Raw genomic sequence first — 17,656 nt, 5'->3', positions numbered from 1 at the left:
AAAAAAGGGAAGCTGTATAAACAGCCTCCCTTTATAAAAATCAATAAACCTTCGTACTACTTAGCAGCCTTAACTTCACGCCGTTTGGCATGCAAAATAGGCTCGGTATAGCCGCTAGGCTGTTTGCAGCCTTTAAAAATAAGGTCGCAGGCGGCCTTAAAAGCAATGCTCTTTTCATAGTCAGGAGCCATATTATGGTAATGAGGATCGCCTTCATTCTGGCGGTCAACCACAGCGGCCATCTGTTGCAAAGCCTTCATAACCTGAGCTTCGGTGCAGAGCCCATGGTGCAACCAGTTAGCCAGATACTGACTCGAAATTCGCAGAGTTGCCCGGTCTTCCATGAGTCCCACATCATTGATATCCGGAACCTTGGAGCAACCGATGCCCTGCTCGACCCAGCGGACCACATAACCAAGAATACCCTGACAATTGTTTTCAACCTCACGCTGCACGACTTCCGGAGTCAAAACACCTTCCAAAAGAGGTATAGTCAGCAGATCGTCAAGAGTCGCTCTGGGTGATCCGGAAAGTTTAGCTTGTTGCTTGAATACATCCACGGCATGGTAATGCATGGCATGCAATACCGCAGCAGTAGGCGAAGGAACCCATGCACAATTGGCTCCGGCAAGCGGATGCCCTTGTTTGGTTTCCACCATTTCGCGCATGCGATCCGGCATGGCCCACATGCCCTTGCCTATTTGCGCTTTGCCGGAAAAACCGCAGGCAAGCCCAACATCAACATTCCAGTCTTCATAGTTGGTCATCCAGCGTGCATTTTTCATGTCCGCTTTACAAACCATGGGACCGGCTTCCATGCTGGTATGGATTTCATCACCTGTGCGGTCAAGGAATCCGGTATTGATAAAAATAATCCGATCTTTTGCCGCACGGATACATTCTTTAAGATTAACAGTAGTACGCCGCTCTTCGTCCATAACCCCGATTTTCATAGCCCCTGCAGCCATGCCCAGAGCTCTCTCAACTCTTGCAAAAAGTTCGCAGGTAAAGGCGACTTCTTCCGGTCCATGCTGCTTGGGCTTAACGATATAAACACTTCCGGTTTTACTGTTTTGAAAACGGCCCAGTTTTTTTATATCGTGCAGAGCAATAAGCCCGGTCATCATAGCATCAAGTATACCTTCAGGAATTTCAGTTCCGTCGGCAAGCATCACTGCATCGGTTGTCATGAGCAGCCCTACATTACGAATCAGTAACATAGACCGACCGGGCAATGAAAAAGTAGATCCATTCAGTCCGGTATACTCACGGTCCGCAGCCATACGGCGTGCAACCTCTTTACCGCCTTTTAAAAAAGTTGTTTCAAGATCACCGCGGATAAGTCCCAGCCAGTTACTGTACGCCAGAGCTTTATCTTCACCATCCACAGCGGCAACGGAATCCTCGCAATCCTGAATGGTGGTAACTGCGGCTTCCATAACAACATCTTTTACTCCGGCAGGATGATCGCGCCCGATAATATTTTCCGCATCAATATGAATTTCAATATGCAGCCCGTTATTACGGAAAAGGAGTAAAGAACCATTCTGCGCGTACCCTATAAACTGCTCAGAATCAGCAAGCACGGCTTCAGATCCGTCTTTCAGCACTACACTGAACTCAGTCTTTCCATTCAAAGCGACTTTGTATTCCACAACATCAGCATGTTTAGCATCAGCAAGCGGTATTGCTTTATCCAAAAAACCAGAAGCGTATTCCATAACCTTATGACCACGAACGGGATTGTAACTCTTACCTTTTTCTGCGCCGCCATCTTCAGGTATCACGTCGGTCCCGTAAAGAGCGTCATAAAGACTACCCCAGCGGGAATTGACAGCGTTCAGCGCGTAGCGGGCATTGGTAATCGGCACCACAAGCTGCGGTCCGGCAATGGTTGCCAGTTCAGGGTCCACCCCTTCTGTTTCTATGCTGAAAGGCTCACCTTCAGGAAGAATGTACCCGATATCATAAAGAAATTTTTTATACGCAGCAGCATCATGAGCCTGCCCTTTGCGGGATAAATGCCACTTATCAATACGGGCTTGCAGCTCTTCGCGCTTCTCCAGCAATTCCCTGTTCCGAGGCATCATATCAGTCAGAATATATTGCAACTCTTTCCAAAAAACAGTGCATGAAGAAATTCCTGTCCCCGGTATAATTTTATTTTCAACCAGCTCATACAAAGGTTTGGCAACCCTGAGTCCGTCAACTGTAATATGCTCCACAATCCTTCCCTCACTATTTTCTAATTATTAGCGCATCAAAACATTTTCCATTGGTCAGACCAATTAAACATCTGGGTATTTCTCTGTCAATGCGAATGGGTTCGGACGCTTCGCCTTGCATAATTATTGTAATTACAAGCAATTTAACTGAGTTGCTTTACAGCATACGAGTGATCTACTCCAAAGAACAGACAAAACATGCTTTTTGCTTATGACTCAGAAAAAATAAAGTATGATTCATTCTGCTCGTTAACCATTATTAATTTACTTGTGAGTGTTTTTAAAATAAACTCAACCCGCTTTACACTGATATGCTTTTGACTGCACTCTTCCTGCCCTGCTTTAGCTTATATATTCAGATTTAGATAAGTTGCCGGTGATGTAATCATTTTTTACAATACATATTGCGGAGTATACGATAGATAGTATGCCATATTTTCATAGTAAAAAATAAATAGATCGCTTAGTTTATTACGAATTATATCACCCAGGAGCTTCGATATGAAAAAAATATATATACCCGCACTGACTATTATTATTTTCCTCGTTACCTCCATAATTCCTTCTCAAATAACGTCATTACTGTCTGTCAGCACAGCTCAAGCCGAACAGCAAGCTTACCAAGATGATCCTAAAGACGGATTAAGAGATTGTTTTCTTAGCTTTCAAGAAGATATGATCAACTACGAAAAAGGTCAGCTTGAAAGTAAGGAAAATATCTTCGATCGCTTACAGCTTCCCGAACATATTAATACAGGTCGAGCATATAGCTATTTGCTAAAGAATGCGAAGCAGATCTTTCTTGTCGTTCAAAGTCTCATTTTAGATTACGAAACCGACATTCCAGATGCTCCTTTGGACAAGGACACTGCAGAAATTACAATGTATACTGAAGATCAAGACCCAGTTACTTTTGAGCTGATCAAGAACGCACAAGGAACATGGATCTTCAGTGCCAAGACCATTGAATCTCCGGAAATATATGCATTGTACACACGCATTCATGACAGATTTCTAAAACTTACCCGAGCGAATATGGAGGGCGAAACTTTCGACATTAATTTAATGTCACCATATAAAACAATGATCAGACTTCGCTCCGGCGTTATGGGAAGATACGGACTGACTTTAGATGACGCGGCTCAGACCCTTGATTTGTCGGAAATTGAACCGGCACTTCGTGAGGACCTAGGTAAAACTCTTGCTGTTCGTCTGTACCGTATCCTTCATTTTGAATCGCCTCTTAACATCGAACAACTTTCAGTTCAGCCAAATACTGAGACCATCCCGGTATTCCTTGTTGACCCCGGTTTCGGCGTAATTTCCATGCATCTGATTACTGATACAATGGGTATTAAATCATGGAAGTTTACGCCTAAAAGTCTTGAGGTTGTCAGAAACACCTATGATGATTATATTAAAAGCATTATTGATAAAGGCAATCATCCATTTATCGGCAAAAATCTAACAATAGACGTAAAGTTCGATGACCTTATTCAGAGTAGATTCAGATACCTGAAAAAAGAATTACTCGGAATCGATATATGGAAATTCATAAGCCTGTTTATTCTCATTATTCTTACTCCAATTGTTAGCTGGGTTATCTCATGGATTTCTAATGGAATCATGAACGTACTGCGCAGAAAATCTCCTAATAACAGCCTTGCAGCTTTTACCAATCAACGTGTCTCCAGACCTCTAACAGTCATATCCATAGGCTATCTATGGACATCCGGATTGCTCTTTATGATAACCAGCGAGGATGGCGCCGCCTTCCTTTTAGTTATCATGAATATCATAATGATTATAGCCGAAGTCTGGCTCGCAACAACCGTTATTTTGGTGGGTGCCCAGTTGGTAGCAGGAAGTTCCAAATCCCAGACAGGCGGAACCGTGGTATTGGTGATTGGGCAGGTTTTAAAAATTATTGTCATTATCATTGGAATAACAAAGATAGCTGGCATATTTGGACAGGATTCAACCAGAGTAATTGCAGCTCTTGGTATCAGTGGTGTGGCAATCGCTCTTGCTGGGAAAAATACGGTGGAAAACATCTTTGGCACGATGATGATTGTCACAACTCGACCGTTCGCCATCGGCCATTTCATTATCATTGAAAAAATCGAAGGTGAAGTTGAACATGTCGGACTGCGTTCCACCACTATCCGTACTTTTTATAATTCCTTGGTAACCGTACCAAACTCTCACTTCATAACTTCGCCTGTAGATAATATGAGCAAGCGTGACTACCGGCTCTTCAAAACATCAATCGGAGTCGCCTACGATACTCCGCCGGAAAAAATGATTGCTTTCACTGAAGGGCTCCGCGAAATTGTTATGAATTCTAGCAAAATAGATAGCAAAAGACCTCATATCAGAGTAAACGATTTTGGATCGTCCTCCATCGATATTATTGTCTACTTGCACCTCCATGTTTCGAATAGAGAAGAAGAGCTTATACTTCGTGAAAAGTTCATTCTGGATGCAATCAATCTGGCGAAAAGGCTTGAGATCGAATTCGCATTCCCAAGTCGCACGGTATATATGCGAAACGAAGAAATGCCCAGCCATCAACCGATGGGCGGGGAGCAGCGTGCCGCGAGCCTGGGCAGAGAGGCAGCCAGCTTGCTGCTCAAAGAACAGAAAGATGCGACAGAAAATGAAAAGGATTAACTAATGTTATCTACGTCAAAAAAAACAGCATTCATCTCAATAACAGCTATATTTATTTTTGCGTATTTTGTTCCAATAGCCCACACACAAGAGCTTTTAATATCCATAGTAATCAGATTAACTTCATGTATCTTAGCTATTTATATTTCTATTAAATATAGAGAATGGAAAATTATTTTTCTTGCAGTAATGTTTTTTCTAATGACTGCAAGGCAACTGCTTACTTTTTTAATATGGAACAATTTTATTGCACAAACTTCAAATACAAAAATGATAAGCGAACTACCTGGATTTATAGTAACTTTGCTATCACTAATTTCAATCATTTATATAGGAAAAATCTTATCTAAAAATAAAAAATTAATTGAAGAGCAGCAGCAAAACATAAACACTTTACAAGCCCTATTACCTATATGTTCTCTTTGCAAAAAAATTAAAGACGACGAAGGCAACTGGAGAAAGCTTGAAACATATATTGAAGCTCGAACAAATTCTCAATTTAGTCATTGCCTCTGCAATGACTGTGCAGATGAACTATACGGCGATCAGGAATGGTATAAAAAAAGCAAAAAAAGTAATTAGTATACTCATGGATTCGACCTGTAGTGCTCTTCCCTTCGCCTTCGCTTGAGCTGTCACATCAATCAGATTGCTATCTTCGACAGCTTGTTTCCGTGTATATGCGTAGATAAGATTAAACAATGGATCGCTATTATTAACCATCAGAATCTCCTTCAAATTTAGTATGTTGTTAAATTTGGAGGTTATCCTGTGGTGTGGGAGGTGGTGGTCACGCCTAACACTCTCCTGCATGTCTTTCCGTATCCCTCAAACATTTACTGAAACTACCTGTCCAGTTTAACACTTCTGTATGGAATTCAAAGTTATTCAAAATCATGATCAAGAATATTTATATTAAAGTGCGACTTCAGTTCTTGATAAGCTCTCAGTTCATTTTGAAAATACAAATCCTTGCTAAACATCGCGCTATGTCCACCTATATGTATAAATTCTGATTGCGAAAGAGTAATATTTTTACATGTGAAGCCACGTAAATGCACATCATGAAACCAATTACACCCTATATCTAACAAGTATCCTCCACATGATCCATACGCTCCGAAAGGATGACAGTCACCATACGGAGTTGTAGTGCTTCTATATTTATCTAAGTCAATTAAACACGAAAATTCATTGACCCGACAACATGGTAATGGCCATGGATTCTCTCTGAATTCTTCACAAAAATCTTCAAGATGATACATAAACCCTTTCCAGCCGCTAGGAGGATCAGCTTCATTGTATATTTTACGCAACTCATCAATTCTAGGCTGATACGACATATATTTGTCTTTCGAGCACTTTTTTGACCAAAATGCAGGACAATTATGGCACATCCCAATATTACCAACAGCTATATGCCCTTTGATAGCACTATGATAGATTTGTAAAACATCTGTATAATGAACAACATCATTATGCATTACATAAATGAGTTTTGAGTCTGAATTTTCGAATGCGAATTGATATCTTAATCCATCACGTATGTCTTCCTGCTTAAAACCTCGCCTATCAAGAGGATAGACCCAGTACCAATTTTTCGGAGTATAATACACAATATCAACTTTTAAATGATCTAATAATGACTTAATCTGCTTTACATGGCTAGCTTTGTTGTTTTTTTCTAATATGATATATATTTTAGAAATATGTGTCGCGGAGTATTTTAACAACGACAAAATGCTTAGTGCGGTTTGATACGGTTTTCCCAAAACGTTCACACAAACATCTACACTGAAATGTTGACTCGATTTCATTAATTTACTTCCCCGTACATCGTTTATGCTTCAGCCCATATCTTTCAATCTTACGAGTGGTTATTTTAAGATTTTCAATTCCCTATCATATTTGAAACTAAAAATTATTGAAGCGAGACTATGTATTATATATCATCTGTCTTCCAACGGAATTGTCACTAATATTTTTCACACTGCTTTCCATACCTCAACTAATCGACTTTCAAAAATAGAAATCTAAAAGAACAATGTACACTATTTAAATCATATAAATACATTCGGTCAACCGATCCCACCCATCATAAGTCAACACATCAAAAAAACTATACAAACAATCATAACAATACTCATCTAAACAGGTTGGCATATCCGGTTGGCAGCACCCCGAAAACAACCCCATAAAACGCAGAAAAGGGTCAACTCAAAACATGAGTTAACCCTTTAATATAATTCAATATGGTGACCCCGACAAGAATCGAACTTGTGACACCAAGATTAGGAATCCGATGCTTTACATTTAACTACTTGAAATAATTATATTTATTTTGTGAAAAAAGTAACAATATCAACCTTTATTTCTAAGTTGGTTGGCATTTGGTTGACATGAATGTACTTTTTTATTGCGGGTGACAACATTTAAAATTTAGTATCCAAATGACACATTCAACAACCTAACTAGGATCGCGGTTCAAAACCATCTCTGAGGACCATTGACCAAGTTTACGATCTTTATCGTCATAAAGCTTATACTGCAAGGTATACTGAATTTGCAACTTTCCTCCCTCTCCTCTCTGAGGAGGATTAGCATACAACGTTGGTCGAATAATGTAATCAAAAGGTGGAGATGTTGTTATTATAGCCATTTCTCGTTGCAGAAGCCTTTCATCGATCTTATCTTGCAAAGCATCCATTTCAAAATTTTCATCATCGGTTTTATTTATAGGAGTAGCTACACATAAAACGAGGTTCTTAGGCTTATCGTTTGCATCAAACCACTGTATACGTTTTGAATCAACCATCTTATTTGTTACATCTTTAGCAAGCTTCGAAAAATCAGAAAATGTAAGCTTAGCTTCCAAATGCCTAGTCGTACCAACCTCACCTATAGAGACATTACCCTGAGTGTAGTTCCTCTTACCAATACATCCAGGCAAAACTATTAATCCAATAAGCACTAACCCAAAAATACGATTAAACATGAGAGCTCCTAATTGTTTTCGGGATATCTAATCTTAATTATTACACTATACGCTTCAGCATCGTCACCAACACTTGCTAACGTCGCAATACTTGCAGGAGCAATATGTACAATATCCCATGCATCCGTAATTCTCATAGGAAACCCGGACTCCTTTTTCCACTCGACACGATATTCAAGAACTATATTACCATCTGTCAAGTTCTGCAAAACAAAAACGGCCTTGGTTAAGGCTCCTGATTTTTCAAACGCTGGAACACTAACAGTAATGTCTTCTGGCAAATATTTACCAGCATATATAACCGTTGCCCGTGGAGAGAGTTTGTATACGTTAGAATTAGTATTAACATCTGAACTGTGCGTCTTCCCCTCAATCACGCAACCTGTCATACAGACCATCAAGACGCTCAAAAGCAAAAATACCGCTATTCCTCTCAAAGTAACCATAATTCCTCTACTTGTTAAAAGCTGAAGCATAAAGCTGAACACCATCATCATTTGCTCGACCATAAATAATTACAGGAGCATTGCCCTTAGGAAGCTTAACCGAAGATCGTGTCAAAATTTTTCCATTCGGCTTTGTAATGGTGATCGTTGCACTTGAAGTATCATTTTTTACAAAAATCCTAGTCGCATAAACCTTTTTTGGCAAGGAAAGCCAAGCTCTACTATCAGGCTCTGCTAAAAGTTCTTTTGCAAAACTAAGACCTGAAACCAAAATATTCATCTGTTTCTCAACATAGGATTGACCAATCTTCCACACAAGATTTGATGTTCTCACAAATGAGCAATCTTCATCATACCTAAATGAGATAGCTTCGATGTTGGAGATTTCAGACAGAGAACGAGTTGGTGAACCTTTAAATGAGACTTTCGGTGTACCAGCTACACACGAAACAGTCCTCAACTCAGTAGTTTTCACCTGCATAGGTGGAATTGTAACAGGAAGCATTATATTTTTTGTCCACTTTTGGGGGGCAAAACCCTCGGACACTATTACATGCACCAATCGCTTGTTTGAATAAGCCTTCGCAGGTTTACCCATATCACTTTTTGCCTGCAACAGCATTTTCTTTGCTTTAGGCTGAAGCTTAGCTGCTTTACGGTAAGCGATAGCTGCATTGCTTCTTAACGATGGCTTATAGTAGCTTTCACACTCAAGAATAAGACCATGGAGATAATCACCAAATGGGTTGATAAATGCATTTGACGTCTGACGTAAGACAGCAGATCTTTCTTTTTTGTTTTTGGGTTCAAATAAAGTCATGTCGACTTTAGAATAGAACTCTTTCAAAGGATCGTTTGCACCTATCTTATTCTTCTTCTCTCTTTCCTTTATCTCCAAATCCCTGATCATCGATTCAAACTCATCACGTTCTCTGTTCTGGAGAGCAATAGAACGTTTAGCAATATTATAAGCACCTTTCTTACCTGATAAAATTTCAGCAAGAGCCTTATAATTCAAAGAAAGGACTCTTTCATATCCTAGGATTTCATATTCACCAATCCCTTCCTGTCCAGAAACAGTTCCCAAGAAAGACAATCCTGTTTGTAATGCGTCTGCATCCCCAGTTCGAACATCTCTTTCATCTGCAAGCTTTTCAGATGCGCCAAAGAGCTTGCTGGCTTTATCAAAATCACCATTATCCAGAGCAAGAGTTGCTCGCTCAACTGTTCTCAACCAACCAATTTCATGAGCAAAATCTATTGCTTTTTTATAATCCTTGTAAGACTCGCCATCGTAATCATTACTGAGCTCACAAATTGCCCTATAATCCTTGGCCATACATGCTCTACGAACAGGCGCAAATTCGTCAGCATAACCTGTCAGGCTTGGCCGAACAATATCAAGCATCTCTTCTGGATCGACTTCCTTTTCTTCTCGATATTTATCTGAATATCTAGGCTCGTCATCACCCCACAAGCTCGAAAGACTAAAAGAACTCTCTTTTGATTCCTCTGATGAATCTACGACAGATTTCTTAGTCTCTTTCTTTTTAGCTACAGTCTTTTTGGGTTTGCCCTTAGGTTTTGACTTTACAGCAACAGGTGCAGCCGGCGCGTCAACATAAACAACATGAAACGGGGGAGTCACTTTCTCCAAGTCCAAAATAGAACTCTTAACTGGAACAAAACTGTTTTTCCCGTCGAGCTTAATTGTGTAGAAAGCTCCCTGCTTAGCAAGAGCTGTTATCTTTTTCCCAGGTCGAAAAGAAACCTTTGTTGCATTTTTTAAATTGGGTTGTGCGTATACTTTTGTAGACTTAATAATTTGTCCAGTAATCGAATCCACTCCAGAAAACTGAACATCAATATAAGGATAATAAACGTACCCAATCTTTCCGCTAGATTGCTGATTAACCTTATACCAATTCCCTTTTCGTCCTAAAACAACGACCTTTTCGCCTTTACGAAGGGCAGCGAGCTTCTTCCCCGATTTCCCGGGATTCTGCCTCATATTGACATCAGATACAGCAATTCCAGCAACTTGAGTCGAAACTTTTTTTTCTACTTTCTTTGCTGAACCATATGCTCCAGAATCTTTAGATTTATGAGGAATACATCCCCCTACAACAAAAAGAATTAATACCCCAACAAACAATAAGTTACGCATTTTCCCCGACAACATCCTAAAAACTCCTATTCTTTAATTTCTATATTGCTACGGTAAAGCATTATTTTGTTGAAACTCTTTTAAGGCCTTAGCACGTTTTTCCTTCTTCCTCTGAATGGCGGCATTACGTTGATTAATAGCAGTCTTCATTTTCTTAGCAATTGTCGAAGAAATATTATCAGCTACCTTTCTGAACTGGGATACCGGCACAGGAGGATTTATTCCTTTCAATCTTTTTGTCCACTCAGAACTATTGATAGCTGACACACGCAGCTGAACAGACTTACCACGTTCATCTGTAAGCTGAGTTTCAACGTTAAGAGTCAGACTTGTAGTACAATCATAAATATTTTCTGTATTTGGGATTCTTCTACAATCATTTTCAGCACTATTCAGGAGGACCACATTTTTGAAGGACATTGCCTTGCCGCCATTCAAGCCATTGAGTTTAGAACTCAATAACCCTTCAAATATTCCTTGCTGTGTTGCAGTAAACGGATGGACTCCCTTTTGTGTTTCTGTTCTCATTGATACTTCTGCGGCAAAGACAGATGAACAGAAACAGATGCAACACAACGTTAACCCCATTATAATCTTCAGAAAAAAAATTTTCATTACATTCATTTATCCATTTTTTTTACATTCTCATTCAGAGCATCCAAAACCTCTTTGAAAATTTGCAATGAATCTGACAATAAAATTATTGTCTTAGTATATTGCTTAACCATAGTTTTTAATTCAGTATGCCCTGAATCACGCCAGCCTAGTGCAGTAGATGAGAGTATACTTTCCATTTCCGACTTTGTTTGGGAAAATTCGTCAATTATGATAGATAATCTAGTTGTAAATTTTTCAACATCAATGCTATGGACATATATCTTCGGATCAATTTCTTTGATAATATTTCGAAGAGAATTTGTAATAGCGTCCTCGATTGTGTCCCCTAATGCTCTAAGCTCAAAACCAAATTTTACATTGCTCATTTTCTCTGACAGAACCTTTTCACCTAACAAAGCACTATCTTTCGCTGGCGGATAATTAGGGTTTATCCCTTTAAATGGTGCTTCTGGATTCTTTGAGCGCTCATTCATACTATCAAAAGCTTGTTTCCCTTCATTGATTCCGCTAAAAGAAGAATCTCCATGTGGGTCAACATCAAAAGTTCTATTCTTAGCTTTTTTTATAAAATTTATAAATCGCATACCCTACACCTTTACCATTTTCATCATTTTGCGATACAGGCTACTCACTTCATCAGTATAACTTAAAATACTCACATCAATTCCATCCCTTGCGTTAAGCAATAAAGACTTATGCTTACCAATTGTATCCAGTAAAAGATCACTAAATTGAATAGAAAAGGCCCCTAAATTAATATTCTCTAAATCTTTAGTCGCATTTTCTAACTGATCAAGTTTTGCAACAAGTTCTTCATGCTTTTCCCTAAATTTTGCATACCCTTTTTCTATTGCCCTCAGATTTGCATCGACTTCAGCCATAACATTCCTCCATATACTATTTATCAAAATAGGCTACTGTCATTTTCTTATTTGTTTCTATTCTCTTCCCAAGATTATGTATACACTCTCCGATATCCAAACCCACAGCAGAATAATTGTATCGCCCTAACACAGCAGAACTATCCTCATCTTCTGTTGCGCTAAAAGAAATTCTAACCCCACTATTTTGTTCAACAGCTTCAGGAAGAGTAAACCCTCTACTAATATCAAAAGATTGCGTCGAAAGAATAAAATGAAATCCGGCAGCTCTTCCTTCGGCAAACAATCTTCTGAGTAAACCTGCACATTTTAAAAGACTATCTCTCGTATTATCTTTATCAAAAAGAATTTGCACTTCATCAATAATTATCAAAATCCTCGGTAAATTACGACCAACTTCATTTACTATATATCCCTCACGAAAATCTTGGTAATTATCGAATGAATATTTAGTAAACAATCTAATTCTTTCTTCAAATTCAATATGCAAATTTGAAAAAATATCCAATACAGACAAAATCTCATGACTTGAAATATCTTCACCAACTGTTTCGGTCATTCCTTCTTTATAATTTTTCTCAAAGGAAGTTAAAACTTTATCCAATATAGATGATAAATCTTCGCCAGAAATTATCTTATCATTAGTCGGTGTATCCTTTTCATCAGCACCAACCGGAGGAATATTGCACTCTTCATTTATTACTATATTCTCGTCGTTAAAAAGAACTGATTCTGGATTCGTATCACAATACATCCATATATTCTCTTCTAGCTTAAAAGGATTAAACGCAGCACCTTGCTTCAAATCAATTAGAACAAGTTGCAGTTCATCAGGAGAATATGAATGTATACAGCTACTCACTAGCGTTTTAAAAAAATTACTTTTACCTGCCCCTGTTGTGCCAGAAACCATTGTGTGAATCTTAGGATGCTTATCTAATTCAAAATAACAAGTCTCTCCATCCTCATCACGTCCAATAGGGACCTTAATCCCTGTTACTGCAGACTTATGACGTTCTGCATCCTTAAGTAGATTTGTTAGCGTATTCGACGCCTTATACTTCTCTCTTTCTTCCAAAATTTTATCAGTAAAGAATTTTAATATTTCCTTATCTGAATCTAGATCAATCTGCCCGAGAGCAACTGGCTTCTCACCAAAACGCTTAAAATCACGCTTAGCAGACCAAAGCGTATCCCAATGGACACTGTCCTGCTGGTAAAACACATCGCCGTACTGATTATATACATGAAACAACTGCACATCAGAAAAGACCATAACAATAAAAATTCCCACCTCGCGACCATAGCGCAAGAGATGGGAAAATTCAGTTGTTCCTAATATCGAACAGCAATCGCCAGATAAAAACAGAAATGTATTCTTTAGAGTAAAGCTGAAAGTCTTTTCCTTTTGGACATCATCTTCCCTGAATCGACGATCGCATACATTAACAAGCTCTTGCACTTTATCTTGCAACAAGCTTTCGTCAGTTATTATCTTTGAGATAGCAGGTAGTATTTCAGCGAAATGTCGACCACGATCATAGTAGTCAGCAACAACTATCTCCAATTTACTATATTCAACAAAATTATCAGAAATAAATTGAACAACCAATTGCTGAGCAAACCTAGTATAAGCGGGGGTTCTCTCGCGACTGCAAAAAAAACCTATATGACCATTGCTTAAAATTGAGCTTAAACGAGAACAATCTGTTGACGGATGACAATTCATAACAATTACTCTTCCAATCCCAGTGCCAGCGGCTCAATTACGCCATATATTCCTGGAAGATTATGCCTAACCACCTGTCTATGCTGACTATAGTATTTCAACATTTGGTCAAATTCCATTTCATTCCCAGGAATTTTTGCAAGATAGAACATAGCCTCCATTGTATTGCATATATATATGTCCTTCTTGCTAGCTGGCGCATTCTTATAGGATTCAATCGCGCCCCTTAAAGAATTTTCAGCTTTGTCATATTCACCTTTTTTCATATATATTTTACCTTGCTCAAGAGAAGACAGCTGTGGCTTGGCAGGTATATTAATTTGTTGCTGCGAAACAACGGACGGACTTTCCACAACTTTTGCTTGCTCTTTCGGTTCTCTATTTTCAACATTCTTTACAGATGGTTGCTTCACATCTTTTGCAGAAATCTCTGTTTGCCTATTGGATCTTTGATTATTAGCTCTTTGAAACCTAGCTTCTTGATCAAGGTAAAGTTTTATCCCGCCCCCTATACATACTAAGAATAAGACAGTAACAACGGAAAAAATTACAACTATTTTTCTACGGTATTTTTCTTTATCCTCTAACAGTTTTTGCAACTCGTTTAACTGTATGTTGCAGCTAATAATTTTATTTTTTGCAGTCTCGCAAAAATATAAAACATTATTTTTATTACTTTGAACATCTTCAAGTTTTTTATTCAAGTCTATTTGTATCGCATCAAATCCACGTACACCGGGACTGATTGATGAAGCACTAGATTTTAAGTCCATAAACGCACGAAAGTCATGTGTAGCTTTCTGAATATCCCTCATTGTCTCATCAACAGATATCTGTACGGAGCCGGTCAACGGAATCTTCCCTGCGGCTTTCTGCATTTCTGTACATAGTGATTCAAGATTTAAGCCCTCAAACCTATCCTGAGCCTCTTCAAAGACTCTCTCAATACCCAATAACTTTGCTTTAATTATTTGCTCCAATTTATCATAATCATTCTCAACCAAACCACTCTTTGTCTCAGCATCCTGAGCCAATGAGAAAAAAACGCTTTTCTTTCTCTCCCATTTCTCTATTCGTTCATCAATTTCAGCACATATTTTTTTATAGTCATGGCCAGTTATATTTTCTGGTAAGATCAAAACATGATCAAGAGCAGGCTCCATAGCAGAATATGCATTTAAAGCACTATCAACAGCTGAAATAGCTAAATTTACTCTCGACTCAAGGGTTAAATATAAAATCCGGTCCTGAGCAACTAATCTAAGACGACTCATAAGTTTCTGAAGTTTTGCTACCGAATATCTACCTTTAATACTTCCAACAAGATCCTTTAACTTCATTACGTAAAATTGTAGCTGTTCTCGAATACGTTTTTGAACAACTAAATCAAGCTTAGAATCAACAAATTCTTGGCCAATGTCTTTCAAATTTAATTCAATGGATTCTGAGACATTTTCAAGATGAACAGAGACAAACTTAAATCTATTTTTCCCAACAGGCAGAGCAAAATGCTCAGAGACACCTTTTTCAAAATTTCCAACATCAACACCATTGAGTTCAAGAGAACAATCTTCTGTAAAATTAATGCTTACAGGAACACCTTTTTCAACAAAAAGTCCCGGCATCTGTTTCTTCAAAAAAAACTCACAAACGAGCTTACCTTCAGGGGCAACGCTTATGACTCTACTATCATACTTGGGAGGATCATACGATTTGACTTCAACAAAATGCTCACCAACAGGAAGTTTGTGAGTGAATGCTCTTTCCACAGAATTTGCGACTAATTCTTTATCCACAAAGTAATCAGCCTTTATATCGCAAACAAAGGTTACAGAACAAAAGTCTTTATTTGAAAATTTGAATTCACAGACATGACCACTTTCTTGGGTCAAATTGACAATAGCACTTTCATACTGATCTGGATCAGAAGTCTTAACCTCAACAAAATGCTCACCGAGAGAAACTTCATGAGTAACTAAAGATTTAGATATAGCTATCGGCTTTTTATCTACGTAAAAATCGGCAACTGTATCGCAAACAATAGTTAATTTAGCATACTTCTTATCAGAAAGTTTTAATTCACAAACATGAGTCCCTTCTTGAGACAAAGTAACGACAGCGCTGTCATATCGATTTGGAACATCAGTCTTAGCCTCAACAAAATACTGACCAAACGGCAAAGCCACTGTCTTGTAATGGTCAACTTTTTTTTTTTGAATTTTTTTGTCTACATAGATGTCAGCTTCGACATCACAAACAACAGAGATAACAGCTTTCTGCTGCTCACCCAAAATATCTTTTATATGCTGATCGTATTCGTACATTTGAAATTTATAATAAGAAACATCAATTTGAGCAATAACTGATTGTTAAATTTTTAGATATTCGCCACAAATTTCGATAAATTCTACTCAATACAATAGTAACACTTCGTCTTCATAAAGGAATATTTATTCACTTAGATCAACCGAACGTCACCATCACAGGAGAAATCAAATGAGAATCATAAAATCAATAATTCTAATAGCATTAGTCTTGAGCTGTATCCTTATAGCCATCACCGCAGGAGCAACAACCATCGAAGAAGTAATCCATAACACGATCAGAGAACAGTTTCTGGAGTTAGCAGTAACAACCGCAGCTGAATCCCAAACCATAGAGGTACTCCCCAATGACAACGAAATCAAAATCAGTACAGGAAAAGGATTCCAGAAGATCATATACTCCCCTGCGACCAGAACGATCTCAATAACCAGTGAAATTCCTGATTCATCGAATTATGTGGAAACCTTTCTGGTGAAACTAAAGAACGGGCGCAGCCTGAAACTATCTACAGAATATGAATTCGAGGATAACCAGATACTGAATATGGAAGTGGCTGGGTAATCCCCCAAAAACAACCCCGTAAAACGCAGAAAAGGGTTTACATCAATATTGACGTAAACCCTTAATATTCTTGGTGACCCCGACAAGAATCGAACTTGTGACACCAAGATTAGGAATCTTGTGCTCTATCCGACTGAGCTACGGGGCCACTTTATATAAAAACAAGCTGGATAATGAATTACCCGCCTGAGCTGAGAACATATATACAAGTCGGTTTTCTATTGCAAGATTTTTCTGCTGATAATTCAAATATGCTCTGCACAGCTTCAATTCCGTTGATTAGCTCATAATTTTTACGCAGTTCTCGCATAAAAAAAGTAATTCTTTAGGTTACAATTTGTTGACAGTCGTATACTTTCATGCAAAAGAAAGCCACAGCTTAACACTGTTAAGTGGTGGAGATTAATTACATGATTACACAAGCTACAATATTAGACAGCCCTCAGCTTCCATTAAAGATGCTGATACTTGATGCTGCGCGCAAATTATTTGCCGAGCACGGCTATGCGCAGGTATCAATGCGCAAGTTAGCGACGACCATCGGTTACTCGCCGACTACTATATATCACCATTTCAAAGATAAGAAGGAATTATTTCTTTGCCTGACAGAAGAAACATATCGGGACTTTCTGCAAGCAATTAACGAAATTCTTTCTGTCTCCAAATCTCCAAAAGGTGCTTTAAAAGATATTTTATATACTTTTGTAACCATGGGACTTGAAAACCCCAATGCTTACAGAGTCGGATTTATGATGGAAACAGACATGTGGAATGCCGGCAACTCACATTTTGAGCAGAATCCACTTGGCAAAACCATGTATGAACGCATCAAATCATGCGTAAAAAAATGTATGCCGCCGAACTCATCTGATGAAGATATTCTTGTAACATCAAATTCAGTCATAGCAGCGGCGCACGGGCTTACTTCCCTGCTTGTAACCTATCCTCACTTTGAGTGGGGCCCAGTTGCTAAACTGAAAAAACAAGTCATCGACTCAGCAGTAGACGCAATAGTCTAAAGAATTAAAAGGATTTA

At 38.5% G+C, this 17,656-nt stretch carries 14 protein-coding genes and 1 tRNA gene; 4 read left to right on the top strand and 11 right to left on the bottom strand.

All coding sequences use genetic code 11. The features are described from left to right. Nucleotides 1-56: 56 nt before the first annotated feature. Nucleotides 57-2,228: a malate synthase G gene (locus B9N78_RS00310; protein WP_170921375.1), complete on the bottom strand. Its 2,172-nt coding sequence runs from the start codon at nt 2,226-2,228 to the stop codon at nt 57-59. Between the two features lie 498 nt (nt 2,229-2,726). On the opposite strand from B9N78_RS00310, the gene B9N78_RS00305 reads away from it, so the two are divergent. Then, nucleotides 2,727-4,898, top strand: a complete 2,172-nt coding sequence (locus B9N78_RS00305) for a mechanosensitive ion channel family protein (RefSeq protein ID WP_085096664.1) — start codon at nt 2,727-2,729, stop codon at nt 4,896-4,898. A 3-nt stretch (nt 4,899-4,901) separates the two neighbouring features. Next, nucleotides 4,902-5,480, top strand: coding sequence for a hypothetical protein (locus tag B9N78_RS00300; protein ID WP_085096661.1), 579 nt, complete (start codon nt 4,902-4,904; stop codon nt 5,478-5,480). Between the two features lie 302 nt (nt 5,481-5,782). Here B9N78_RS00300 and B9N78_RS00295 read toward each other — a convergent pair whose 3' ends face one another. From B9N78_RS00295 to B9N78_RS00255, 9 genes are all read right to left on the bottom strand, one after another. After that, on the bottom strand, nt 5,783-6,715 hold the full coding sequence (locus B9N78_RS00295) for a hypothetical protein (protein WP_085096658.1): 933 nt from the start codon (nt 6,713-6,715) through the stop codon (nt 5,783-5,785). Between the two features lie 650 nt (nt 6,716-7,365). Then, nucleotides 7,366-7,893: a hypothetical protein gene (locus B9N78_RS00290; RefSeq protein ID WP_085096655.1), complete on the bottom strand. Its 528-nt coding sequence runs from the start codon at nt 7,891-7,893 to the stop codon at nt 7,366-7,368. 8 nt (nt 7,894-7,901) lie between these two features. Beyond that, on the bottom strand, nt 7,902-8,339 hold the full coding sequence (locus B9N78_RS00285) for a DUF1425 domain-containing protein (RefSeq protein WP_170921339.1): 438 nt from the start codon (nt 8,337-8,339) through the stop codon (nt 7,902-7,904). A gap of 7 nt (nt 8,340-8,346) precedes the next feature. After that, nucleotides 8,347-10,506 carry an SH3 domain-containing protein gene (locus B9N78_RS00280; protein ID WP_170921338.1) on the bottom strand — a complete coding sequence of 720 codons (2,160 nt, stop codon included), beginning with the start codon at nt 10,504-10,506 and terminating at the stop codon, nt 8,347-8,349. A gap of 48 nt (nt 10,507-10,554) precedes the next feature. Continuing rightward, entirely contained in the window at nt 10,555-11,034 is a 480-nt protein-coding gene (locus tag B9N78_RS00275; RefSeq protein ID WP_137982467.1) for a hypothetical protein, read from the bottom strand. Nucleotides 11,035-11,126: 92 nt separating this feature from the next. Further along, complete coding sequence (locus B9N78_RS00270) at nt 11,127-11,708, bottom strand: hypothetical protein (protein ID WP_085096644.1); 582 nt, start codon at nt 11,706-11,708, stop codon at nt 11,127-11,129. Between the two features lie 3 nt (nt 11,709-11,711). Next, nucleotides 11,712-12,005 carry a hypothetical protein gene (locus B9N78_RS00265; protein ID WP_085096641.1) on the bottom strand — a complete coding sequence of 98 codons (294 nt, stop codon included), beginning with the start codon at nt 12,003-12,005 and terminating at the stop codon, nt 11,712-11,714. 16 nt (nt 12,006-12,021) lie between these two features. Then, nucleotides 12,022-13,734 carry an FtsK/SpoIIIE domain-containing protein gene (locus B9N78_RS00260; protein WP_085096638.1) on the bottom strand — a complete coding sequence of 571 codons (1,713 nt, stop codon included), beginning with the start codon at nt 13,732-13,734 and terminating at the stop codon, nt 12,022-12,024. A gap of 5 nt (nt 13,735-13,739) precedes the next feature. Then, entirely contained in the window at nt 13,740-16,058 is a 2,319-nt protein-coding gene (locus tag B9N78_RS00255) for a hypothetical protein (RefSeq protein ID WP_085096635.1), read from the bottom strand. Nucleotides 16,059-16,230: 172 nt separating this feature from the next. Here B9N78_RS00255 and B9N78_RS00250 point away from each other — a divergent pair, with 172 nt between their 5' ends. Further along, on the top strand, nt 16,231-16,620 hold the full coding sequence (locus B9N78_RS00250) for a hypothetical protein (protein ID WP_085096632.1): 390 nt from the start codon (nt 16,231-16,233) through the stop codon (nt 16,618-16,620). Nucleotides 16,621-16,691: 71 nt separating this feature from the next. On the opposite strand, the gene B9N78_RS00245 is transcribed toward B9N78_RS00250, so the two are convergent. Beyond that, nucleotides 16,692-16,768: transfer RNA gene (locus B9N78_RS00245), tRNA-Arg, on the bottom strand. Nucleotides 16,769-17,030: 262 nt separating this feature from the next. Here B9N78_RS00245 and B9N78_RS00240 point away from each other — a divergent pair. Continuing rightward, nucleotides 17,031-17,639, top strand: coding sequence for a TetR/AcrR family transcriptional regulator (locus B9N78_RS00240; RefSeq protein WP_085096629.1), 609 nt, complete (start codon nt 17,031-17,033; stop codon nt 17,637-17,639). Nucleotides 17,640-17,656 lie beyond the last annotated feature (17 nt).

This window comes from Desulfovibrio gilichinskyi, assembly GCF_900177375.1.
Lineage (GTDB): Bacteria > Desulfobacterota > Desulfovibrionia > Desulfovibrionales > Desulfovibrionaceae > Maridesulfovibrio > Maridesulfovibrio gilichinskyi.
Note: the sequence above shows the minus strand (reverse complement) of the source record. Positions and strands in the feature narration are given on the sequence as shown.

Bases quoted from the DNA above. Each gene is read 5' to 3' on its own strand.
- B9N78_RS00305 (WP_085096664.1), top strand. From the start codon at position 2,727: ATGAAAAAAATATATATACCCGCACTGACTATTATTATTTTCCTCGTT.
- B9N78_RS00300 (WP_085096661.1), top strand. From the start codon at position 4,902: ATGTTATCTACGTCAAAAAAAACAGCATTCATCTCAATAACAGCTATA.
- B9N78_RS00295 (WP_085096658.1), bottom strand. From the start codon at position 6,715: ATGAAATCGAGTCAACATTTCAGTGTAGATGTTTGTGTGAACGTTTTG.
- B9N78_RS00290 (WP_085096655.1), bottom strand. From the start codon at position 7,893: ATGTTTAATCGTATTTTTGGGTTAGTGCTTATTGGATTAATAGTTTTG.
- B9N78_RS00285 (WP_170921339.1), bottom strand. From the start codon at position 8,339: ATGGTTACTTTGAGAGGAATAGCGGTATTTTTGCTTTTGAGCGTCTTG.
- B9N78_RS00280 (WP_170921338.1), bottom strand. From the start codon at position 10,506: ATGCGTAACTTATTGTTTGTTGGGGTATTAATTCTTTTTGTTGTAGGG.
- B9N78_RS00275 (WP_137982467.1), bottom strand. From the start codon at position 11,034: ATGAGAACAGAAACACAAAAGGGAGTCCATCCGTTTACTGCAACACAG.
- B9N78_RS00270 (WP_085096644.1), bottom strand. From the start codon at position 11,708: ATGCGATTTATAAATTTTATAAAAAAAGCTAAGAATAGAACTTTTGAT.
- B9N78_RS00265 (WP_085096641.1), bottom strand. From the start codon at position 12,005: ATGGCTGAAGTCGATGCAAATCTGAGGGCAATAGAAAAAGGGTATGCA.
- B9N78_RS00260 (WP_085096638.1), bottom strand. From the start codon at position 13,734: ATGAATTGTCATCCGTCAACAGATTGTTCTCGTTTAAGCTCAATTTTA.
- B9N78_RS00255 (WP_085096635.1), bottom strand. From the start codon at position 16,058: ATGTACGAATACGATCAGCATATAAAAGATATTTTGGGTGAGCAGCAG.
- B9N78_RS00250 (WP_085096632.1), top strand. From the start codon at position 16,231: ATGAGAATCATAAAATCAATAATTCTAATAGCATTAGTCTTGAGCTGT.
- B9N78_RS00240 (WP_085096629.1), top strand. From the start codon at position 17,031: ATGATTACACAAGCTACAATATTAGACAGCCCTCAGCTTCCATTAAAG.